Annotated in this window: 15 protein-coding genes; 6 read left to right on the plus strand and 9 right to left on the minus strand. The window is 69.2% G+C overall.

All coding sequences use genetic code 11. The features are described from left to right. Positions 1-37 precede the first annotated feature (37 nt). The 6 genes from I6J77_RS03485 to I6J77_RS03510 are packed head-to-tail and all read left to right on the plus strand — an operon-like array spanning position 38 to position 10,931. On the plus strand, positions 38-802 hold the full coding sequence (locus tag I6J77_RS03485) for an ABC transporter ATP-binding protein (RefSeq protein WP_056716876.1): 765 nt from the start codon (positions 38-40) through the stop codon (positions 800-802). Further along, the gene (locus tag I6J77_RS03490) at positions 799-3,234 is read left to right on the plus strand and encodes an ADOP family duplicated permease (protein WP_204110582.1); all 2,436 of its coding nucleotides are present in this window, start codon (positions 799-801) and stop codon (positions 3,232-3,234) included. The genes I6J77_RS03485 and I6J77_RS03490 overlap by 4 nt, the downstream gene beginning before the upstream one ends. A gap of 34 nt (positions 3,235-3,268) precedes the next feature. Continuing rightward, positions 3,269-5,710, plus strand: a complete 2,442-nt coding sequence (locus I6J77_RS03495) for an ADOP family duplicated permease (protein ID WP_204110583.1) — start codon at positions 3,269-3,271, stop codon at positions 5,708-5,710. Further along, positions 5,707-8,121, plus strand: coding sequence for an ADOP family duplicated permease (locus tag I6J77_RS03500; protein WP_204110584.1), 2,415 nt, complete (start codon positions 5,707-5,709; stop codon positions 8,119-8,121). Before I6J77_RS03495 ends, I6J77_RS03500 begins: the two co-directional genes overlap by 4 nt. Before the next feature lie 55 nt (positions 8,122-8,176). Then, positions 8,177-9,580, plus strand: coding sequence for a sigma-54 dependent transcriptional regulator (locus I6J77_RS03505; RefSeq protein ID WP_204110585.1), 1,404 nt, complete (start codon positions 8,177-8,179; stop codon positions 9,578-9,580). Between the two features lie 37 nt (positions 9,581-9,617). Beyond that, positions 9,618-10,931, plus strand: coding sequence for a PAS domain-containing sensor histidine kinase (locus tag I6J77_RS03510; RefSeq protein ID WP_204110586.1), 1,314 nt, complete (start codon positions 9,618-9,620; stop codon positions 10,929-10,931). Here the strand turns inward: I6J77_RS03510 and I6J77_RS03515 are convergent. The 9 genes from I6J77_RS03515 to I6J77_RS03555 form a co-directional block, all read right to left on the minus strand. Continuing rightward, on the minus strand, positions 10,928-11,692 hold the full coding sequence (locus I6J77_RS03515) for a TerC family protein (RefSeq protein ID WP_204110587.1): 765 nt from the start codon (positions 11,690-11,692) through the stop codon (positions 10,928-10,930). The genes I6J77_RS03510 and I6J77_RS03515 overlap by 4 nt on opposite strands. Positions 11,693-11,914: 222 nt before the next feature. After that, positions 11,915-12,190 carry a GIY-YIG nuclease family protein gene (locus I6J77_RS03520; RefSeq protein WP_204110588.1) on the minus strand — a complete coding sequence of 92 codons (276 nt, stop codon included), beginning with the start codon at positions 12,188-12,190 and terminating at the stop codon, positions 11,915-11,917. A gap of 4 nt (positions 12,191-12,194) precedes the next feature. Then, complete coding sequence (locus tag I6J77_RS03525; RefSeq protein ID WP_204110589.1) at positions 12,195-12,824, minus strand: glutathione S-transferase family protein; 630 nt, start codon at positions 12,822-12,824, stop codon at positions 12,195-12,197. A 189-nt stretch (positions 12,825-13,013) separates the two neighbouring features. Continuing rightward, a complete protein-coding gene (locus I6J77_RS03530; RefSeq protein ID WP_204110590.1) occupies positions 13,014-14,870 on the minus strand; it encodes an ATP-binding cassette domain-containing protein in 1,857 nt (618 codons plus the stop codon). A 102-nt stretch (positions 14,871-14,972) separates the two neighbouring features. Beyond that, positions 14,973-16,172 carry a methionine adenosyltransferase gene (metK, locus tag I6J77_RS03535; protein ID WP_056716855.1) on the minus strand — a complete coding sequence of 400 codons (1,200 nt, stop codon included), beginning with the start codon at positions 16,170-16,172 and terminating at the stop codon, positions 14,973-14,975. 140 nt (positions 16,173-16,312) lie between these two features. Then, entirely contained in the window at positions 16,313-17,299 is a 987-nt protein-coding gene (gene dusB / locus I6J77_RS03540) for a tRNA dihydrouridine synthase DusB (RefSeq protein ID WP_056716884.1), read from the minus strand. Between the two features lie 40 nt (positions 17,300-17,339). Beyond that, positions 17,340-18,620 (minus strand): nucleoside permease, encoded by a 1,281-nt coding sequence (locus I6J77_RS03545; RefSeq protein ID WP_204110591.1) that lies wholly within the window; start codon positions 18,618-18,620, stop codon positions 17,340-17,342. Positions 18,621-18,739: 119 nt separating this feature from the next. Next, complete coding sequence (locus I6J77_RS03550) at positions 18,740-19,369, minus strand: uracil-DNA glycosylase family protein (protein WP_239309181.1); 630 nt, start codon at positions 19,367-19,369, stop codon at positions 18,740-18,742. A gap of 30 nt (positions 19,370-19,399) precedes the next feature. Further along, complete coding sequence (locus I6J77_RS03555) at positions 19,400-20,770, minus strand: FAD-binding oxidoreductase (RefSeq protein WP_204110592.1); 1,371 nt, start codon at positions 20,768-20,770, stop codon at positions 19,400-19,402. Between the last annotated feature and the right edge of the window lie 8 nt (positions 20,771-20,778).

A 20,778-nucleotide genomic window follows, 5' to 3' on the forward strand; every position in this document is an offset into this window, starting at 1 on the left:
GACATCTTCCCGGACTTTTCTTCAACAGGACGACCGCATGAACGACACCAGCAACGTCATCACCCTCGGCGGCATCCGCAAGGTGTTCCAGGCCGATGAGGTGGAAACGCACGCGTTGAGCGACGTGCATCTGGACGTCCGCCGGGGCGAATACGTTTCGATCTCCGGCCCGTCCGGCTGCGGCAAGAGCACGCTGCTGTCGATCCTTGGCCTGCTGGACACGGCCAGCGCCGGCAGCTACGTGTTGAACGGCCACGATGTGGCCGCGATGAACGCGGCCGAGCGCGCCCGCATCCGCAACGCGGAGATCGGCTTCATCTTCCAGGCGTTCAACCTGATCGGTGACCTCAGCGTGCAGGAAAACGTGGAGCTGCCGCTCACCTACCGCAGCGGCATCGGTGCCGGCGAACGGCGCGAGCGGGTGCAGGAGGCGCTGGAGCGCGTGGGCATGGCGCACCGCATGCGGCACTTCCCGGCGCAACTTTCCGGCGGCCAGCAGCAGCGCGTGGCCGTGGCGCGCGCCCTGGTCGGCCGGCCGGCGATCCTGCTCGCCGACGAACCCACCGGCAACCTCGACTCGCGCAACGGCGAGGCGGTGATGGCCCTGCTCGACGAACTGCACAAGGGTGGCGCCACCATCTGCATGGTCACCCACGACAGCCGCTACGCCGAACTGGCCCAGCGCAAGATCCGCATGTTCGACGGCCGCGTGGTGGACGAGGAAACCTTCGAGCGGCTGCGCCGCGAAGACGAGCAGCGCATCGACGCCTTGATCGGCCAGCGCGTGGAAGTCGACGCGTGAAAGTCTGGCTGGCCGAGATCTGGCGCGCGTGGCGCGGCAGCCTGCGCCGGCCCGGCTTCATGCTGCTGGCCAGCGGCGTGCTGGCGCTGGGCATCGGCGCCAGCGTGGCGGTGTTCGTGCTGATCGCCAACACCTTGTGGCGCCCGTTGCCGGTGCCGCAGGCGGACCGGCTGGTGGTGATCGGGCCCCTGCACGGCAACGCGCAGGTCGGCTCCATCTCGCCGCACGAGTATCAGTCGCTGGCGTCACCGGAGGGGCTGGCGTCGATGGGGCTGGTGCACATGGGTACCGCGGCGAATATCGCCGGAGCGGGCGCGCCGTCGCAGGTACCGCTGATCGAGATGGATCGCGGCCTGTTGCCCACGCTGGCGCTGCGTCCCGCGCTGGGCCGCAATTTCAGTGTGGAAGAGGATCGCCCGAACGGGCCGAAGGCGGTGCTGCTCGGTCATGGGCTGTGGCAACGCGCCTATGCGGGCGACCCGGGCGCGGTGGGCCGCATGCTGAAAGTGGAGGGCGTGCCCCACACCATCGTGGGCGTGCTGCCGGTGGCCTTCAACACCTTGCTGGGGCCGGGCGACGTGGTGCTGCCGAGTGCGTTGCCGGCGGTGAGCCACGACTACAACCATAACGGCCACCAGGTGATCGCGCGCCTGGCCGATGGCGTGGACATCGCCACCGCGTCGGCGCAGGTCGATGCCGCCGAGCGCACGATGTTTCGCGACATGGGCATGGGCGGCAACTGGAAGAAGCCGCGCTTCGGCGCACAAGGCTATGCCGCCGCGTTCCAGCAGGAGGCACGGCCGTTGCTGCTGCTGTTCCTCGCCAGCGCGGCGCTGGTGTTGCTGATCGCCCTGGTCAATCTGGCCAACCTGATGATGCTGCGCGCGCTGGCGCGCCAGCATGACGTGGCGGTACGCCATGCACTGGGCGCGTCATGCTGGCGCAGCCTGCTGCCGGCGCTGGCCGAGGGCCTGCTCATCGGTGTCGTGGCGGCGTTGGCGGGCATGGCGCTGGCGCTGGTCGGGCTGGCCTTGCTGCAGGGGGCCATTCCCGCTTCGTGGCGCTGGGGTGGTCAGGTGCAGGTGGGCGCCACGGCTTGGCAACTCGCTTTCGGCATGGGCTTGCTGGGCGCAGTGCTGGCAGCCGCGTTCGGCGTGCTGCGCAGCCGGGGCGCGGCCAGCTTCGAGGCGTTGCGCGAAGGTGGGCGCAGCGGCGTCGGCATCGACCGTGGCCGCCTGAGCCGCGGCCTGGTGGTAGCGCAGGTGGCGCTGGCGACCGTGCTGCTGTGCGCCGCCGGCCTGCTCGTGCGCGCCATCGGCGATGCCTCGCGCCAGCCGCTGGGCTACACGGAAGCCGGCGTGCTCACGTTCGAACTGGCGCCGGTGAAAGGCCACTATCCGGACACCGCGTCGATGCTGGCCATGACCCGGCAACTGGTCGAGCGCCTGCGCATCCTGCCCGGCGTGAGCGCCGCGGCGGTGACCACCAACCTGCCCACCAGCGACGACATCTTCGGCTCGTTCAACAACGGCATGCGCACGCCCGCGGGTGGTGAATTCCAGTCGCAGGTGAAGGGCATCGGCACGGACTATTTCAAGGTGTTCGGCATGCACCTGCGCGAGGGACGCGACTTCGCGCTGACGGACCAGCAGGGCGGCGCGCCGGTGGCGATCGTCAGCCAGGATCTGGCCGACCAGTGGTATCACGGCCGCGCGCTGGGCCAGCAGCTCGACATCGAGGTGAGCAATGCGGCACCCGTGCCCATGCGCATCGTCGGCGTGGTGCCCCGCACCTGGCAGCGCGGCCCGCTGCACCCGCCGCTGCCGGTGGTGTACCTGCCGCTGGCGCAACTGCCGACGCCCACGATGGCGATCTTCCGCGAGCTGGAACCGCTGCGTTTCGCGGTGCGCGGCCACGGCAATCCGGATGACTGGCGCGCCGGCGTGCGCGAGGCGGTGACTGCGGTGGCGCCCGAGCAACCCATCGCCAGGCTGCGCAGCATGCGCAGCATCGTCGAGCAGACCACCGCCGACGCGCGACTGAACCTGCTGCTGATCGGCGTATTCGCCACGCTCGCGCTGCTGCTGGCCGCGGCCGGGTTGTATGCGGTGATGGCGGTGGCGGTGGCGGCGCGCGAACGCGAATTCGGCGTTCGCATGGCGCTCGGTGCGCAGCCCTCGCGGCTGGTCGCGCTGGTGCTGCGTGGTGGCCTGCTGCAGATCGCGGCGGGGCTGGTGCTGGGCGTCGGCATGGCGCTGGTGTTCACCCGCCTGTTGCGCGCGCTGATCGAGCAGCTCGGTCGCCGCGCCTTCGATCCGTGGGCGCTGGCCGGCGTGTGCGTGGTGCTGGCCTTCGCCGGTCTGCTGGCCTGCCTGGTGCCGGCGCTGCGCGCCGGTCGAACCCATCCCATGCGCGCCTTGCGCGGAGAGTAGCGACGATGAAGCACATGACGCGGGAGCTTTCGCGATGAACATCTGGCTGGCGGAAATCTGGCGTGCCTGGCGCGCGAGTCTGCGGCGTCCCGGTTTCCTGCTGCTGGCGGCCGGCGTGCTGGCGCTGGGGGTCGGCAGCACCGCGGCGGTGTTCACCCTGATCGACCAGGTGCTGCTGCAGCCGCTGCCGGTGCCGCAGGCTTCGCGGCTGCTGGTGGCCGGTCCCTGGAACGGCGACCACGTCAGCGCGGTGTCGCCGCAGCAGTACCAGCACATGCAGTCGCTGGAAGGCGTGCAATCGATCGGCCTGATCCAGGATGGCCCGAAGTTGAACATCGCCGGTGGCGGCCAGCCGGAGCTGGTGCCGGCGAGCTACGCCGATCGCGGCCTGCTGCCGACGGTCGGTCTGCCCCTGCAGCTTGGTCGCAACTTCAGCGCCGAGGAGGATCGGCCGCACGGGCCGCAGGTGGTGATCCTGGGCCACGGTTTCTGGCAGCGCCGTTATGGCGGCGACGCCGGCGTGATCGGCCGCAGCATTTCGATCGAAGGCACGCCGCACACCATCGTCGGCGTGTTGCCGCAAGACTTCGCCGCGCTGGGCTTCGCGGGCGACGTGGTGTTGCCCGCCGCGTTGCCGCCGAACACCGTCAATGACGGCACCAACTACATGGCGCTGCTGCGCCCCAACGCCGGTGTGGCCGCCGCCACGGTGGCGGCCGAGGTCGACACGCGCCTGCACGCGATGTACGTCGCGCTGGGCAACGATGACTGGAAGCGTGCCCACTTCGGCGCGCAGCCGTTCAGTGCCTGGCAGCATGCCGATGCCGGACACGTGCTGACGCTGTTCCTCGCCAGTGCGCTGTTCGTGTTGCTGATCGCCCTGGTCAACCTGACCAACCTGATGCTGCTGCGCGCGCTGTCGCGCAGCCACGATGCCGCGGTGCGCGGTGCACTGGGCGCACCGATGTCGCGGCTGGCGCTGCCGGCGCTGGCCGAAGCGCTGCTGGTCGGCGTCGTCGGTGCGCTGGTCGGCATGTTGCTGGCGGTGGTCGGCCTCGGCGCCCTGCAAAGCCGCATGCCGGCGGAGTGGTTGCCGAATGGTCGGCTGCATTTCGATGCCGCGACATGGCTGCTGGCCCTGCTGGTCGGGCTGGGCGGCGCGCTGCTGGCCGCGGCGCTGGGTCTGTGGCGCGGGCGCCGCGCCACCGGGATCGACGAACTGCGCGAAGGCGGACGCGGCGGGCTGGGCTCGCACAGCGGTCGGCTGGGCCGCGTGCTGGTGGTGGCCCAGGTGGCTCTGGCGACCGCGCTGCTCAGTGCCGCGGGCCTGTTCCTGCACACGCTGTACGACGCCGCGCGCACGCCGCTGGGTTTCGACAGCGACGGCATCCTCACCTTCGAGCTGGCGCCGGTGCTGGCCGACTATCCCGACGCCGCCGCAGTGGAGCGTCTGTCGACGCGCGTGCTTGAACGTCTGCGCGCGATACCCGGCGTGACCACGGTGACCTCCACCACCAATCTTCCGGCGGACCTGTGGAGCGGCCAGTTCAACCTCGGCGGCCTGCACCTGCCCGGTAGCGGGGAAATGTTCAACACGCAGTACCGCGGCGTCGGCCCCGACTTCTTCGCGCTGTTCGGCATCGCGACGCATGAGGGGCGCACGTTCGGTCGCAACGATATCCGCGGCGGCGAGCCGGTGGCGATCATCAACCGGGCGATGGCGCAGAAGCACTATGGTGGCCAGGCCCTCGGCAAGCTGATCCAGCGCGGTGAACGCGGCGACCATGCCGGACTGTGGTCGGCGCGGATCGTGGGCGTGGTCGGCGATACCAACCAGTTCGGTCCGCTGGAAGAACAGCCGGAAGTGCTGTACGTGCCGCTGGCGCAGATGACCGACAACGCCATGGCGATTTTCCGCAGCTTCGAGCCGATGCGCTTCGCGCTGCGCGGTCATGGCGACCCGAACGCGTGGCGCGATGCGCTGGCCGCGGCGGTGGCCGCCGTCGCGCCGAACCAGCCGATCGCCAACGTACGCAGCATGCAGGGCATCGTGCGCAGCACCACCGCCGACATGCGCCTCAACCTGTTGCTGGTCGGCATCTTCGCCGCACTGGCGCTGCTGCTCGCCGCGGCCGGCATGTACGCGGTGATGGCGGTGGCGGTGGCCGCCCGCGAACGCGAGTTCGGCGTGCGCAGCGCGCTGGGCGCCTCGCCATGGCGGTTGATGCGACTGGTGCTGCGCGGCGGGCTGTGGCAGATCGGGCTCGGCCTGGTGCTGGGCGTCGGCCTCGCGCTGGGACTGTCCGGCGTGCTGCGCGCGGTGCTGGAAGACATCGGCCGCGGCGCGGTCGACCCGGTGGCCATCGGCGGCGTCTGCGCGGTGCTGGCCGTGGCCGGTGTGCTGGCCTGCCTGGTGCCGGCGCTGCGTGCCGGCCGCGTTCATCCGATGCGCGCGTTGCGGGGGAGCAGGGAATGATCGTGCGTGAATTTCGCGGTGCTTGGCGGCGGTTGCTGGCGCGGCCGGGTTACACCTGTCTGTCGACCGGCATGCTGGGCGTCGGCCTGGGCGTGTTGCTGTTTCTGTTCAGCCTGATCGACACCCTGGTCCTGCAGCCGTTGCCGTTCCCGCATGCCGATCGCCTGCTGGCGATCGGCGAGGTGCACGACAACGGCAGCGGCATCGGCGATATCGAGAGCAGCCAGTACCTCGACCTGCATGGCCGACTGCAGGGACTGGATGAGGATGGTGCCTATGCATCGGTCGGCCTGGGCATGGACCATGGCAACGGCACCAGCTTTTACAGCGGCACCTTGTGGACCTCGTCGATGATGGATCTGCTCGGCGTCAAGCCGTTGCTGGGGCGCGGCTTCGGCGCGGCCGACGACGTGCCCGACGCCGCCCCGGTGGTATTGATCGGCGAGACCTTGTGGCGGCACGAGTTCGACGCCGACCCCGCGGTGATCGGGCGTGCCGTGCGCGTCAATGGCGAATGGGCGACGGTGGTGGGCGTGCTGCCGGCGGCATTCGGCTTTCCGGGTGTCAGCCAGCTGTGGATGCCGCTGCAACCTCGCGCAGGGCAGCACGATTCCGTGTACATGGCCGGGCGGCTCAAGCCCGGTGTCAGCCTGGTCCAGGCGCGTTCGCAGCTGGGTGCGCTGGACGGCCAGCTGCGGCAGCGGTCGAAGTCGTGGCAGATGCAGCGGGCCCTGACGGCCAAGCCGCTGGCGGTGAGTTTTGCGCCCGAAGACATGCTGCGCTGGGTCTGGCTAATGTTCGCCGCCGCCGCGCTGGTGTTGCTGCTGGCCTGCGTCAACGTGGCCAATTTGCAACTGGTGCAGACCCTGAGCCGGCGTCGCGAGCTGGCCTTGCGCAGTGCGCTGGGCAGCAGCCGTGGCCGGCTGATGCTTGGCGTGCTGGCGGAGAGCCTGATGCTCGGCATGATGTCGCTGGCCCTGGCGCTGCCGATCGTGCACTGGGGCAATCGCTGGATCATTTCCGCCTACATGACGGCGGACCGGCAGGCTCCCGGCTTCCAGCACTTCGGCATCAGCGGCGGCGTGCTGATGTTCGCTGTCGCCGTGGCGTTTTTCACCACGGCGCTGGCCGGACTGATACCGGCGTGGCGCGCCTCGCACGCCGACATGCAGGATGCGTTGCGCGAAGGCAGCAAGGGATCGGGCGGCGCGTTCGCGCGTATCGCCAAAAGCCTGGTGGTGATGGAAATCGTGCTGACCGTGGTCTTGCTGGTCGGCGCCGGCACCTTCGTGCGCTCGCTGAATCAGCTGCTGGCGGTGCCCGCGGCCGGCGGTGGCGATGCCAGCCATGTGCTGACCGCCGAGGTGGCGCTGCCGCCGAAAGCGTATGCGAAGGACGAGCAGCGCATCCGCTTCTTCAACACGCTGGCCGAACGCCTGCGCGCGGACCCGCAGGTGCTGGATGCCACGGCCGCCAACACCGTGCCCGGTGCGCGGCTGGGCAGCCACGAAATGATCGGCGCGAAGGGAAGGTCACGTCCGTCCGGCGGCTGGACCGAAGCGCAGATGGGTATCGTCGACGGGCACTTCCTCGACACCTACGGCGTGCACCTGCTGTCCGGCCGGTTCTTCGATACGCGCGATCGTGCCGGCAGCCAGCCGGTCGCGGTGATCGATCACAAGACCGCCGTCGCACTGTGGCCTGGCCAGGAGGCGGTGGGTCAATCGCTGGTGCTCTATCCCGAGCAGCCGTGGGCGACCACCGTCACCGTGGTCGGCGTGATCGAGCCGCTGCAGCTGGATACCCAGATGGAGCGATCGGTGCCGGGATTCCTGGTACCGCTGCAGCAGTCGCAGGGGATGTCGCCGCTGGCCGCCGTTGGCCTGGCCGTGCGCACGCGGGCGGATGCCCATGCCTACGGGCCGCGCCTCACGGCACTGGTGCGCAGCGTGGATGCGCAGGCCGCGGTGCACTACGTGCACAGCCAGTCGCACCTGATGGCTTCCGGACGGATCGGCTTGCTGGTGCTGACCCAGGTGTTCAGCGCGCTGGGTCTGATCGCGCTGCTGCTCGCGGCTGCCGGACTGTATGGCGTGCTGGCCTTTTCGGTGGCGCAGCGCACGCGGGAATTCGGGATACGCCGCGCGATCGGTGCGGGCAACGCCGCCATCGTGCGCGAGGTCGCGCGGCAGTTGCTGTGGCAGCTGGGCCTTGGGCTGGGCATCGGTCTGCTGCTGGCGTGGCCGTGGTCGGGCCTGCTGGCCGACCCCAACCTGCACACGCAGGCGTATGACATGCGGGTGTTCGTGCCGGTGCTGCTGGTGGTGGTGCTGGTGGCGATGTTTGCGTCACTGGTGCCGATGATTCGCGCGTTGCGCGTGGCGCCGGCCATTGCGCTGCGCTACGACTGATGCGCTCCTGCGCACCGGAGCCGATATGCTTTGCTGAACCCGTGAACGGAACGACATGACACGCGAATCGAATCCCACCGTCCTGCTGGTCGACGACCAGGCCGACGTGCGCGAGGCCTTGCGCCTGCTGCTGAAGTCCGAGGGCTTCGCCAGCGTGGGCGTGGATGGTCCCTCGGCCGCACTGGAAGCGGTGCGCCAGCGCGATTTCAGCTGCGCGCTGATCGACCTCAACTACACCCGCGACACCACCTCGGGCGAGGAGGGCTTGGCCCTGCTCGATGCGTTGCGCCAGCACGTGCCGGAGCTGCCGGTGGTGGTGATGACGGCGTGGGGCAACGTGCCGCTGGTGGTGGATGCGCTGCGCCGCGGCGCCGGCGATTTCATCGAGAAGCCGTGGGACAACGCGCGCGTGCTCAGCATCGTGCGCACGCAGATCGCGCTGGGCGAGGGCGCGCGGCGGCAGCGCCGGCTGGAGGCGGAGAACGCGCTGCTGCGCGGCGGCGGCGAAGCGTTGATCGCCGAGTCGCCGGCGATGCGCCGGGTGATGGAACTGGTGGCGCGGGTCGCGCCCAGCGACGCCAACGTGCTGGTGCTGGGCGAGAACGGCACCGGCAAGGGCGTCATCGCGCAGGCGCTGCACGCGCAGTCGCGGCGTGCGGCGAAGGCGCTGGTCAAGGTCAACATGGGCGGCATCGCCGAGAACGTGTTCGAGTCGGAAATGTTCGGCCACGTGCGCGGCGCGTACACCGACGCCAAGAGCGAACGCATCGGGCGCTACGAGCTGGCCGACGGCGGCACGCTGTTCCTCGACGAAGTGGGCAACGTGCCGATCTCGCAGCAGCCGAAGCTGCTGCGCGTGCTGGAGGATGGCGAGTTCGAGCGGCTGGGTTCCTCGCGCACGCAGAGCGCGGATGTGCGGCTGGTCTCGGCCACCAATGCCGACCTGGCCGTCGAGGTGGAGGCGGGGCGCTTCCGCAAGGACCTGCTGTATCGGCTCAACACGCTGGAAATCCGCCTGCCGCCGCTGCGCGAGCGCCGCGACGACATCCTGCCACTGGCGCGCAGTTTTCTCGAACGCAGCGCCGCGCGTTATGGCCGTCACGATCTGCGCCTGGCGCCGTCGGCCGAGCGCGCGCTGCTGGCCTGGCGCTGGCCGGGCAACGTGCGCGAGCTGGGCCACCTGATGGAACGCGCCGCGCTGCTGGCCGAGCAGGATCTGGTCAGCGACTCGGCGCTGGCTTTCGGTCCCGGCCCGGGTGGTGGCACGGCGGCGACGTCGACGGAACTGGACGACATGACCATCGACCAGGCCGAGGCGCATCTGGTGCGGCGCGCGCTGGAACGCCACGACGGCAACCTGCAGCATGCCGCCGATGCGCTGGGGATCACCCGGCAGACGCTTTACCGCCGCATGGAAAAACACGCGCTGCGCGATCCCGCCAGTGACGACGATGGCTGAACCCGTGACCAGGGCGTCATCGCGGCGCCGCGCGCGCATGCCCGCATTCGAGCGGCGCGTGCTGTCCGGCGGCTGGCTGGTGGCGTTGCCTGCGCTGGCGGCGCTGGCGATCGTGCTGTTGACGGGGCGGCCCGAGGTCGAACTGTGCTGGCTGCTCGCCGTCGCCGTGCTGGTGCTCACCGCGATGCTCGCCCGCTGGCAGCACCGGCGCGTGGTGTATCCGCTGTACACCCTGGTCGGCCTGCTCGAAGCGCTGCGCGAAGGTGACTACAGCCTGCGCGGGGTGAGTGGCGGCGCGCTGGGCGAGGCGATCTACGACATCAACGCGCTGGCCGACCGGCTGCAGCGCGAGCGCCTGCAATCGGAGGATTCGGCGCGCCTGCTGGGCAAGACGCTGGCCTCGCTGGACAGCGCCGTGTTCGTGTTCGACAGCGATGTCCGCCTGCGCCTGCTCAATCCCGCCGCGCAACGCCTGCTCACCGGCGAGCGCCATGCGCTGATGGGCCGCCGCGCGGACGAGCTGGGCCTCGATGCGCTGCTCGCCGCGCCATCGGCGCAAGTCGTGCGGCACGTGTTTCCCGGCCGCAGCGGCCGCTTCGAGATTCGCCACGCGCCGCTGCGCAACGAAGGCCGCAACGGCCAGCTGCTGGTCGTCAACGACGTCGGCCGCGCGCTGCGCGAGGAAGAGCGTCAGGCCTGGCAGCGGCTGCTGCGCGTGCTTGGCCACGAGGTCAACAACTCGCTGGCGTCGATCCATTCTCTGGCCGGCACGCTGGCGAGCCTGGTCGCGCGCGAACCGCTGCCCGACGACTGGCGCGAGGATGCCCGTGGCGGCCTGCAGGTGATCGGCAACCGCGCCGAATCGCTGGCCCGTTTCCTGGCCGGCTACAGCAAGCTGGCCGCGCTGCCGCCGCCGCAGAAGCGGAGCGTCGACCTGGCCGAGCGCATCGCGGCGGTGGCGCGGCTGGAGCAGCGCCTCGCGGTGCGGGTCGAAGACGGGCCGCCGCTGTCGCTGCAGGCCGACCCCGACCAGCTCGAACAGGCGCTGATCAACCTGCTGCGCAACGCCGTCGAGGCGAGCCTCAACGGCAAGGGCGAGGTGGTGATGCGCTGGCGCAGCGAGGGCGAGCGTGTGCTGATCGAGATCCTCGACGATGGCCCCGGCCTGCCCGGCAGCGACAACCTGTTCGTGCCGTTCTTCACCACCAAGCCCGGCGGCTCCGGCATCGGCCTGGCCCTGGTGCGGCAGATCGCCGAAGCACACGAAGGCGGCGTCAGCCTGGGCGCCCGCGAAGGCGCGCCCGGAGCCGTCGCCCAGCTGTGGTTGCCGCTGGAGCTGGCGCGCGACTAGCCGGCGTCGCCGCCGGTGTACTTCTCGTGCAGCGCCACCGGCGCCACCTGCCGCTTCGCGCGCTGCCGAATCCACAGGTTGATCAGCTCCACGAACACCGAGAAGGCCATCGCGGCGTAGATGTAGCCCTTGGGAATGTGCTGGCCGAAACCGTCGGCCACCAGCACCAGGCCGATCATGATCAGGAAGCTCAGCGCCAGCACCTTGACCGTGGGATGGCGCTCCACGAACTCGCCGATCGGCCGGGCAAACGCCAGCATGAAACCGATCGAGGCGAGGATCGCGGTGACCATCACCCAGCGCTCGTCGACCATGCCCACCGCGGTGATGATGGAGTCCAGCGAGAACACGATGTCGAGCAGCATGATCTGCACGATCACGCCGCCGAACGTCGCGGTGGCGGCGCCCACCGTCACCTGCTCGCTGGCGCCTTCCAGCTTCTGGTGGATTTCGTGGGTGGCCTTGCCGATCAGGAACAGGCCGCCGCCGACCAGGATCAGGTCACGCCACGAGAAGGCGTGGCCGAACAGCGAGAACAGCGGCGCGGTCAGCCCGACGATCCAGGCGATCGCCATCAACAGGCCCAGCCGGGTGATCGCGGCCAGCACGATGCCGAGCCGGCGCGCCTTGTCCCGTTGCTCCGGCGGCAGCTTGCCCGCCAGGATCGAGATGAAAATGATGTTGTCGATGCCGAGCACCAGCTCCAGTGCGGTCAGCGTCGCGAGGGCGATCCAGATTTCGGGATTGGCCAGTGATTCCATGGGGATCTCTTTGAGGTGGGTGGCTGCAGGACAGGGTGGTCGCGCGGTGGAGCCACGGCGTCAAAGGCGTTCGTGATGGACGCAGCTTCGCCGTGGGACGGCGAAGGTCTTGCTCGCAAACCTGGCGGTTTGCCGCTGCACCGGGGTCAAGCCCGTATTGACGGTGACAGCGAGTGGGAGCTACTCCCCTTCACGGCTGATGCTAGCACGCGTTCGTGCGCGTCACGCCGACATGCCTTCCCGCAGCGCCGCGATGCGTTGCGCCCGCGGCAGGCGTTTCCAGGCCATCTCCAGCCGCAGCGCGTCGCCGTGGCTGGCGACCCACACCCAGCCCAGCAACTGCCGCGGCGGATTGGAGCGGGTGAAGCGGGCGCCCTTGCCGGCGAGGTGCTTCGCGTAGCGCTGTGCGGGATCGCGGGCGATGCCGGTGTAGACGCGGCCATCGGCGCATTTGAGCAGGTAGACCGCCCAGGCGTCGGTGCCGGGGGCGTCGCTCATCCGCTCAGGCCCACTCGACCAGGCCTTCGACCGCACAGACCTGCTTCCACGACGGACGGGCCTTCAGTCGCGTGGCCAGTGCGGCCAGATGCGGCCAGCTCGTCGCGGGCCTTGGCATGTTGCGCGACCAGCGCATCAGCATCAGGACGTAGAGGTCGACGATGCCAAAGCGCTCGCCCAGCATGTACGGGCCTTGCGTGGCGAGGTGGGCATCGAGCTGCGACCAGCACTTCTCGATGCCGATGCGCGCGGCTTCCTTCACGGCATCGCTGGCGTCGGGCAGGTGGTCGCCGGGGTAGAACCACTGGCGGAACAGCGGCTGCAGCGCGTTGGCCAGGTGGAACATCCGCTGCAGGCAATCGGCACGTTGCGCGCTGGCCAGCGCAGGCGCCAGCGCGGCCTCGGGATGCCGTTCGGCCAGCAGCATCGCCAGTGCCGCCGCTTCGCCATGCGGCACGCCGTCGATGACCAGGGTCGGCACCACGCCGTTCGGGTTCAGTGCGAGATAGGCCGCGCTGCGTTGCTGGCCGGCGTCCAGGTCCACGCGCTCCAGCACGTGCGGCGCGCCGATTTCGAGCAGTACCAGATGCACCAGCATGCTGGCCGAACCGGGGGAGTAGTAGAGCGTGTACATGGCGAGGTCCGCGAATGAGTCAGCGGATGATACGACGGGGAAGCGGCGGCCCCCATCCGCCCTTCGGGCACCTTCCCCCGTTGCACGGGGGAAGGAAGCGGTGGGGCCTCGACGCATGCTTCCTTCCCCCGCCTGCGGGGGAAGGTGCCCGAAGGGCGGATGGGGGGAAAGCTCTTCCCCCGACCCCAATCAGTCGTCCAGCTCCGACCAGCGCGCGTAAGCCGCGTCGAGTTCCGCCTGCACCGCCACCAGGGCCTCGTTGGCCTTGACGATGACGGCGCTGTCCTGCTGGAAGAATGCGGGCTCGTTCATCGCGGCGGTGCGCGTGGCGATGTCGGTTTCCAGTTGCTCGATGCGCTTGGGCAACTGTTCCAGCTCGTGCTGTTCCTTGAAGCTGCGCTTGCGCTTCGCTGCCGGCGGTGCGACCGGGGCGGGGGCAGGGGACTTGCCGGTCGCGGTGGTGCCGCGCGGAGCCGGCCGCTGGCGCAGCCAGTCGCTGTAGCCGCCCACGTATTCGCCGATCCGGCCCTCGCCCTCCAGCACCAGGGTGCTGGACACCACGTTGTCGAGGAAGGCGCGGTCATGCGAGACCAGCAGCAGGGTGCCCTGGTAGTCGGTCAGCAACTCTTCCAGCAGTTCGAGCGTTTCCACGTCGAGGTCGTTGGTCGGTTCGTCCATCACCAGCAGGTTGGACGGCTGGGCGAACAGCTTGGCCAGCAGCAGGCGGTTGCGTTCGCCGCCGGACAGGCGGGTGATCGGCGCGCGGGCGCGTTCGGGCGAGAACAGGAAATCCTGCAGGTAGCCGATGATGTGCTTGCGCTGGCCATTGAGTTCGATGAACTCGCGGCCCTCGGCCACGTTGTCCAGCGCGTTGAGCGAGTCGTTGAGCTGCAGCCGGTGCTGGTCGAAGTAGGCGATCTGGATCGACGTGCCCAGCTCGGCCGTGCCGCGCAGCGGCGTCAGTTCCCCCAGCATGATCTTCAGCAGGGTGCTCTTGCCGGCGCCGTTGGGGCCGATGATGCCGATGCGGTCGCCGCGCAGGATGGTGGTCGAGAGGTCGTCGATCAGCACACGGCCGTCGTAGGCCTGGTGCACATGCTTGAGGTCGATCACCTTCTTGCCGGAAGACTGCGCGTTGGCGGCGGTCATCTTCACGTTGCCGCCCAGGTTGCGCCGCTCGGCGCGCTCGTTGCGCAGCGCCTTCAGCGCGCGCACGCGGCCCTCGTTGCGGGTGCGCCGGGCCTTGATGCCCTGGCGAATCCACACTTCCTCCTGCGCCAGCTTCTTGTCGAACAGCGCGTTGGCCTGCGCTTCGGCGTGCAGGCGTTCCTCGCGGCGACGCAGGTAGTTGTCGTAGTCGCCCGGCCAGTCGGTGAGCTGGCCGCGATCGATCTCGACGATGCGGGTGGCCAGCGCGCGCAGGAAGCTGCGGTCATGGGTGACGAAGATGATGCTGCCGGCGAACTGCTTGAGGAAGCTCTCCAGCCAGCCGATCGCCTCGATGTCCAGGTGGTTGGTCGGCTCGTCCAGCAGCAGCACGTCGGGCTTGCGCACCAGCGCCTGGGCCAGCAGCACGCGGCGCTTCATGCCGCCGGAAAGGGCGGCGAAGTCGGTCTCGCCGGGCAGTTCCAGCTGGGTGATCACGTCGCTGACGCGGCGGTCCAGGTCCCAGCCGTGCTGCGCCTCGATCTCGTGCTGCACGTCGCCCAGCGCGTCGAAGTCGCCGGTGTCGAGCAGGTGGTGATAACGCGCCAGCAAGCGGCCCAGGTCACCCAGGCCCTCGGCGACCACGTCGAACACGCTGCCTTCGGTGCCGTGCGGCACCTCCTGCGCCATCCGCGCGACCACGATGCCGTTCTGCACGCGCACCTCGCCGTCGTCGGCATGCAGCTCGCCGGCGATCAGCTTCATCAGGGTGGATTTGCCTTCGCCGTTGCGACCGACGATGCAGACCCGCTCGTTCGCCTCGATCGACAGATCGACGTGTTCGAGCAGGAGTGGGCCGCCGATGCTGAAGTCGACGCGTTGCAATTGGATAAGAGACATCCGCCCATTGTAGCGGTAGCCGCGTCCTTGCTCGCGTTGGCAAGGCCCCAAAAGAAACGGGCCGCACAGGGCGGCCCGTTTCATGTCGCTGGAGGATGTCGCCTACTTCAGCTTCGCATCCTTGCGCAGCGCCTCGGCGCGGTCGGTCTTTTCCCACGAGAACGAGGTGAACTTGTTGCCGTTGGCGTCGACCAGGTCGCGCGGGGTGCGGCCGAAGTGGCCGTAGCTGGCGGTCTGCTGGTACATCGGGTGGATCAGGTCGAGCATCTGCAGGATGCCGAACGGACGCAGGTCGAAGTGCTTGCGGATCAGCTTCTCGATCTTCTCGTCGCTGATCTTGCCGGTGCCGAAGGTGGTGACCGAGATCGAGGTGGGATGCGCCACGCCGATCGCGTAGCTCACCTGCACTTCGCAGCGGTCGGCGATGCCGGCGGCGACGATGTTCTTGGCCACGTAGCGCGCGGCGTAGGCGGCCGAACGGTCGACCTTGGACGGGTCCTTGCCCGAGAACGCGCCGCCACCGTGACGGGCCCAGCCGCCGTAGGTGTCCACGATGATCTTGCGGCCGGTCAGGCCGCAGTCGCCCACCGGCCCGCCGATCACGAACTTGCCGGTCGGGTTGATGTGGAACTTGGTGCCCTTGTGCAGCAGCTTGGCCGGCAGCACCGGCTTGAGGATTTCCTCGCGCACGGCCTCGATCAGGTCCTTCTGCTTCACGCTCGGGTCGTGCTGGGTCGACAGCACCACGGCGTCGATCGCGGTGGCGATGCCGTTCTCGTAGCGCAGGGTGACCTGGCTCTTGGCGTCCGGGCGCAGCCACGGCAGCGGCGAGTTCTTCTTCTTGCGCACCTTGGCCTGCTGCTCGACCAGGCGGTGCGAGTAGTAGATCGCGGCGGGCATGAAGTCCTTCGTTTCATTGGTCGCGTAGCCGAACATCAGGCCCTGGTCGCCCGCGCCCTGTTCTTCCGGCTTCTTGCGGTCCACGCCCTGGTTGATGTCGGGCGACTGCTTGCCGATCAGGTTGATCACGCCGCAGGTGGCGCCGTCGAAGCCGACGTCGCTGGAGTCGTAGCCGATGTCCAGGATCACCTTGCGGGTGATCGCTTCCAGGTCGATCCACGCATCGGTGGTGATCTCGCCGGCGACGATCGCCACGCCGGTCTTGACCATGGTTTCGCAGGCCACGCGGGCGCGCGGGTCCTGCGCGACGATCGCGTCGAGGACGGCGTCGGAGATCTGGTCGGCAACTTTGTCCGGATGGCCTTCGGAGACCGATTCGGAGGTGAACAGGTAGTTGGACATCGCGGTCTATATCCCTTTGTTCGGATAGAAAGATAAATGAAGTCGGGCATGATACATCCCCGCTCCGGGTTTTGCAGCTTGCGCCGATTTCCGTCCCTGCGGGGTTAGGCGCGTGTTCAGCCGTCTGGACGGCTGCGGGTTCAGGCGGCCAGCCGGTCGCCGGCAGCGAGCGCTGCGAAATAATCGCGGGTCAGCCGCAACTGTTCGTGGACAGTTTCCGCCCGGTTGACCACCTGCCGGAACGCGGCGTTTTCCGGCCGATCCTTCGCGTACCAGCCCAGGTGCTTGCGCGCGATGCGCACGCCGGCCTGTTCGCCGTAGAACGCGTACAGCTGTTCGAGGTGGCCGAGCAGGATGCTGCCGACTTCGGCCGGCTCCGGCTCGGCCAGCAATTCGCCGGTGGCGAGGTAATGGGCGACCTCGCGGAAGATCCACGGCCGGCCCTGGGCGCCGCGGCCGATCATCAGCGCGTCGGCGCCGGTGGCGTCCAGCACGTGCCTGGCCTGCTGCGGCGTGTTGACGTCACCATTGGCCAGCACCGGAATGCGCACGGCAGCCTTCACCGCGGCGATGGTGGCGTATTCGGCCTCGCCCTCGTACTTGTCGGCGCGGGTGCGCCCGTGCACGGCCAGCGCGGCGATGCCGTTGTCCTGGGCGATGCGGGCGATGTTCAGCGCGTTGCGGTTCTGCCGATCCCAGCCGGTGCGGATCTTCAGCGTCACCGGCACCTCGACGGCGTCGACCACCGCCTTGACGATGCGCGCCACCAGCGGCTCGTCCTGCAGCAGCGCGGAGCCCGACCACACGTTGCACACCTTCTTCGCCGGGCAGCCCATGTTGATGTCGATGATCTGCGCGCCGTTGGCCACGTTGAAGCGCGCCGCCTCGGCCAGCATCGCCGGGTCGTAGCCGGCGATCTGCACGCTGACCGGCTCGGGCTCGCCCTCGTGGTCCATCCGCCGCAGCGACTTGCGCGTATGCCACAGCCGCGGATCGGCATTGGTCATCTCCGACACGGCCAGGCCCGCGCCCAGCCGCTTGCACAGCAGCCGGAACGGCTTGTCGGTGACGCCGGCCATCGGGGCCAGCACCACGGGCGGGTCGATCAGGTAGGGGCCGATGCGCATCGGCGCATTGTAGCGGCCCGCGGCTGCCGCGACGCGGCGATCAGTGCGTGGGCACCGCCCGCTGCGCGGCCCCGCGGTCGTGCCGGTGCTTGAACAGCGGCACGAACAGCAGCGCCATCACCAGCGAATAGCCGGCGAAGGCCAGCCAGATGCCGGGCCAGTCCTTGCAGATCGCCACGGTGTCGTCGCACTGGTGGTTGGTGAAGAAGTGGTCGATCACGAAGCCGGCGATCAGGCTGCCCAGCACCGCGCCGATGCCGTTGGTCATCAGCATGAACAGGCCCTGGGCGCTGGCGCGGATCTTCGGGTCGGCCTGGCTTTCCACGAACAGGGAGCCCGAGATGTTGAAGAAGTCGAAGGCCATGCCGTAGATGATGCACGAGAGCACGATCATCCACAGTCCGCCGGCCGGATCGCCGAACGCGAACAGGCCGAAGCGCAGCACCCAGGCCAGCATGCTCATCGTCATCACCGCCTTGATGCCGAAGCGCTTCAGGAAGAACGGGATGGTCAGGATGAAGGCGGTTTCGGAGAACTGCGAGATCGAGATGATGATGGTGGAGTACTTCACCGCCAGCAGGTTGGCGTACTCGGGCACCTTGACGAAGTCGCTGAGGAAGGCGTCGCCATAGGCGTTGGTCAGCTGCAGCGCCGCGCCCAGCAGCATGGCGAAGATGAAGAACACCGCCATGTTGCGGTTCTTGAACAGGGTGAACGAGGTCAGCCCCAGCCGGTCGGCGAGGCCGCGGCCTTCCTCGGCGCGCAGCCGCGGCGGGCACTTGGGCAGGGTGAACGCATAAAGGCCCAGCAGCAGCGAGGCGGCCGCGGCCACGTGGAACTGCGCGGGCGAGGCCTTGAAGCCGAGCAGGCTGGTGGTCCAGGTGGCGGCGATGAAGCCGATCGTGCCCCACACGCGGATCGGCGGGTAGGTGTTCACCACGTCCAGGCCGTCCTGCTTCAGCGCGTTGTAGGTCACCGTGATCGCCAGCGAGATGGTCGGCATGTAGAAGCACATGTTCAACAGCATCACCCAGAACATCTGCTCCGGGCCCTGCACGTGCGGGATCGAGAACAGCACCGCGGCGCCGCAGATCTGCAGGATGCCGTACAGGCGTTCGGCGTTGATCCACTTGTCGGCCACGATGCCGACCAGCGAGGGCATGAACAGCGAGGCGATGCCCATGGTCGAGAAGATCGCGCCGAAGCTGGTGCCCGACCAGTGCTGGGTCTGGAACCACCAGGTGCCGATGGTCAGCAGCCACGCGCCCCAGATGTAGTACTGGAAGAAATTGAGTACGGTGAGACGGAGCTTGAGGCTCATGAACGAGGATTCCCCTGCAAGGCCGGGGTCGGCCCCGTGGCCACAATGTTGTAGCGGGGCAGGTTAGACGACGCCGGCGCCGGGCGGCAAGGTGCAATGCGGCAGCTCGTTCCGGCCGCTCACCCCGGCACGGCCAGCACATCGGCCACGCGCTGGCGCAGCACCGGCAGCAGCTCGGCCTCGAACCACGGGTTGTGCATCACCCACGGCCGGTTGCGCGGACTCGGGTGGGGCAGCGGCAGCACGCCGCGGGCCAGGTGCGTGCGCCAGTTGCGCACGGTGTCGGTAAGCGTGGCGTCGCGCGCGTCGCCGAGCATGCCGACCTGGGCGTACTGTCCGATGGCCAGGGTCAGTTGCACGCCGGTGAGCAGCGAAAACAGGCGCGGATGCCAGATCGCGGCGCACGCCGGCCGCGGCGGCAGGTCGCCGCTCTTGCCCTTGCCCGGGAAACAGAAATCCATCGGCACGATCGCCACGCGATCGGCGTCGTAGAAGGTGGCGCGGTCGATCTGCAGCCAGTCGCGCAAGCGCTCGCCGCTGACGTCGTCGAACGGAATGCCGCTTTCCTCCACCTTGCGCCCCGGCGCCTGGCTGACGATCAGCAGCCGCGACCGGGTCGACGCCTGCAGCACCGGCCGCCGCCCCGGCGGCTGCTGCATCGCGCAGGTGTGCCCGCAGCGGATCTCCGCCAGCAAGGCGTCCATGTCGCGCTGTTGCTGCATCGGGCCCGGCTTTCTTTTCTTCTCCATTCCCTATTCCCTATTCCCCATTCCCGGCCCTCAAACCACCTTGCCCGGATTGAGGATGCCGTCCGGATCGAACGCGGCCTTGACCGAGCGCATCAGCGCGATGGTCGACTCGCCCAACGCCAGCGGCAGGTAGTCGCGCTTCACCACGCCGATGCCGTGTTCGCCCGACAGCGTGCCGCCCAGCGCGATCACCAGGGCGAACAGTTCGGGCAGTGCGGCGTAGCCGCGTTCGATCTCGTCGACGTCGCGAGGCAGCAGGTTCACGTGCAGGTTGCCGTTGCCGGCGTGGCCGAAGCACACCAGCGGCACCGCGTGCCTGGCGGCCAGCGCCTGCGCGCCGGCGACCAGTTCGGGCAGGCGGCTCACCGGCACCACCACGTCCTCGTTGATCTTGTGCTCGGTCACCGCGCGCTGGGCGAACGAGAGCGCCTTGCGCGCGGCCCACAATGCGGCGTTCTCGCCGGCGTCGGCCGCGACGTCCAGCGCGATCAGGCCTTCGCCGCGCGCGGCGCGTGCCACCGCGTGCTGCGCAAAGCCCACGGTCTCCGGCGTGCCATCGACCTCGATCAGCAGCAACGCTCCCGCTTCGGGCACGTCGGCGTCCGGTGCGTGGTCGCGGGCCAGTTTGAGCGCCAGCGCATCCATGAACTCCAGCGCCGCGGGCGTCACCGGTTGCGCCATGATGCGCGCCACCGCCTGCGCCGCGCTGGCCGTGTCGCGATAGGTGGCACGCAGCGAGCGCACGGCAGCGGGCCGGGGGGTGAGTTTCAGCGTCGCCTCGGTGATCAGTGCCAGCGTGCCTTCCGAGCCGACCAGCAGGCGGGTCAGGTCGTAGCCGGTGGAATCCTTGGTGGTGTGCGTGCCGGCGACGAATCCCGCGCCGGTGCCGGCCACCGCGCGCAGGCCCAGCACGTTGTCGCGGGTGGCGCCGTACTTCAGCGCGCGCGGCCCGCCCGCGTTGCAGGCGAGGTTGCCGCCTATCGTGCACCACGGCGCCGAGCCGGGATCGGGCGCCCAGAAGAATCCGTGCGGCGCCAGCGCCTGCTGCAGGGCCTCGTTGGTGACGCCCGGCTCGACCACCGCGAGGCGATCGTCCGGCGCGATGCGCACGATCCGATCCATGCGCTGGAAATTCGCCACCACGCCACCGGCCAGCGGCACCGAGGCGCTGGTGGAACTGGTGCCGCCGCCGCGCGCGGTGAGCGGCACGCGATGTTCGCGGCAGGTGCGCACCAGCGACTCCACTTGGGCGTGCGTGGCGGGATGGACCACGACGTCAGGTCGATGCGCGTGGCGCGAGTGGTCGCGCGCCGCGATACGCAGGGCGTCGTCACCGCTGTCCAGTGCGTCGCCGGGAAAGATCGTGCGCAGGCTGTCGAGCAGGGAGGCGGGCAGGGTCATGCCGCGAT

The organism is Rhodanobacter sp. FDAARGOS 1247, from assembly GCF_016889805.1.
Classification (GTDB): Bacteria; Pseudomonadota; Gammaproteobacteria; order Xanthomonadales; family Rhodanobacteraceae; genus Rhodanobacter.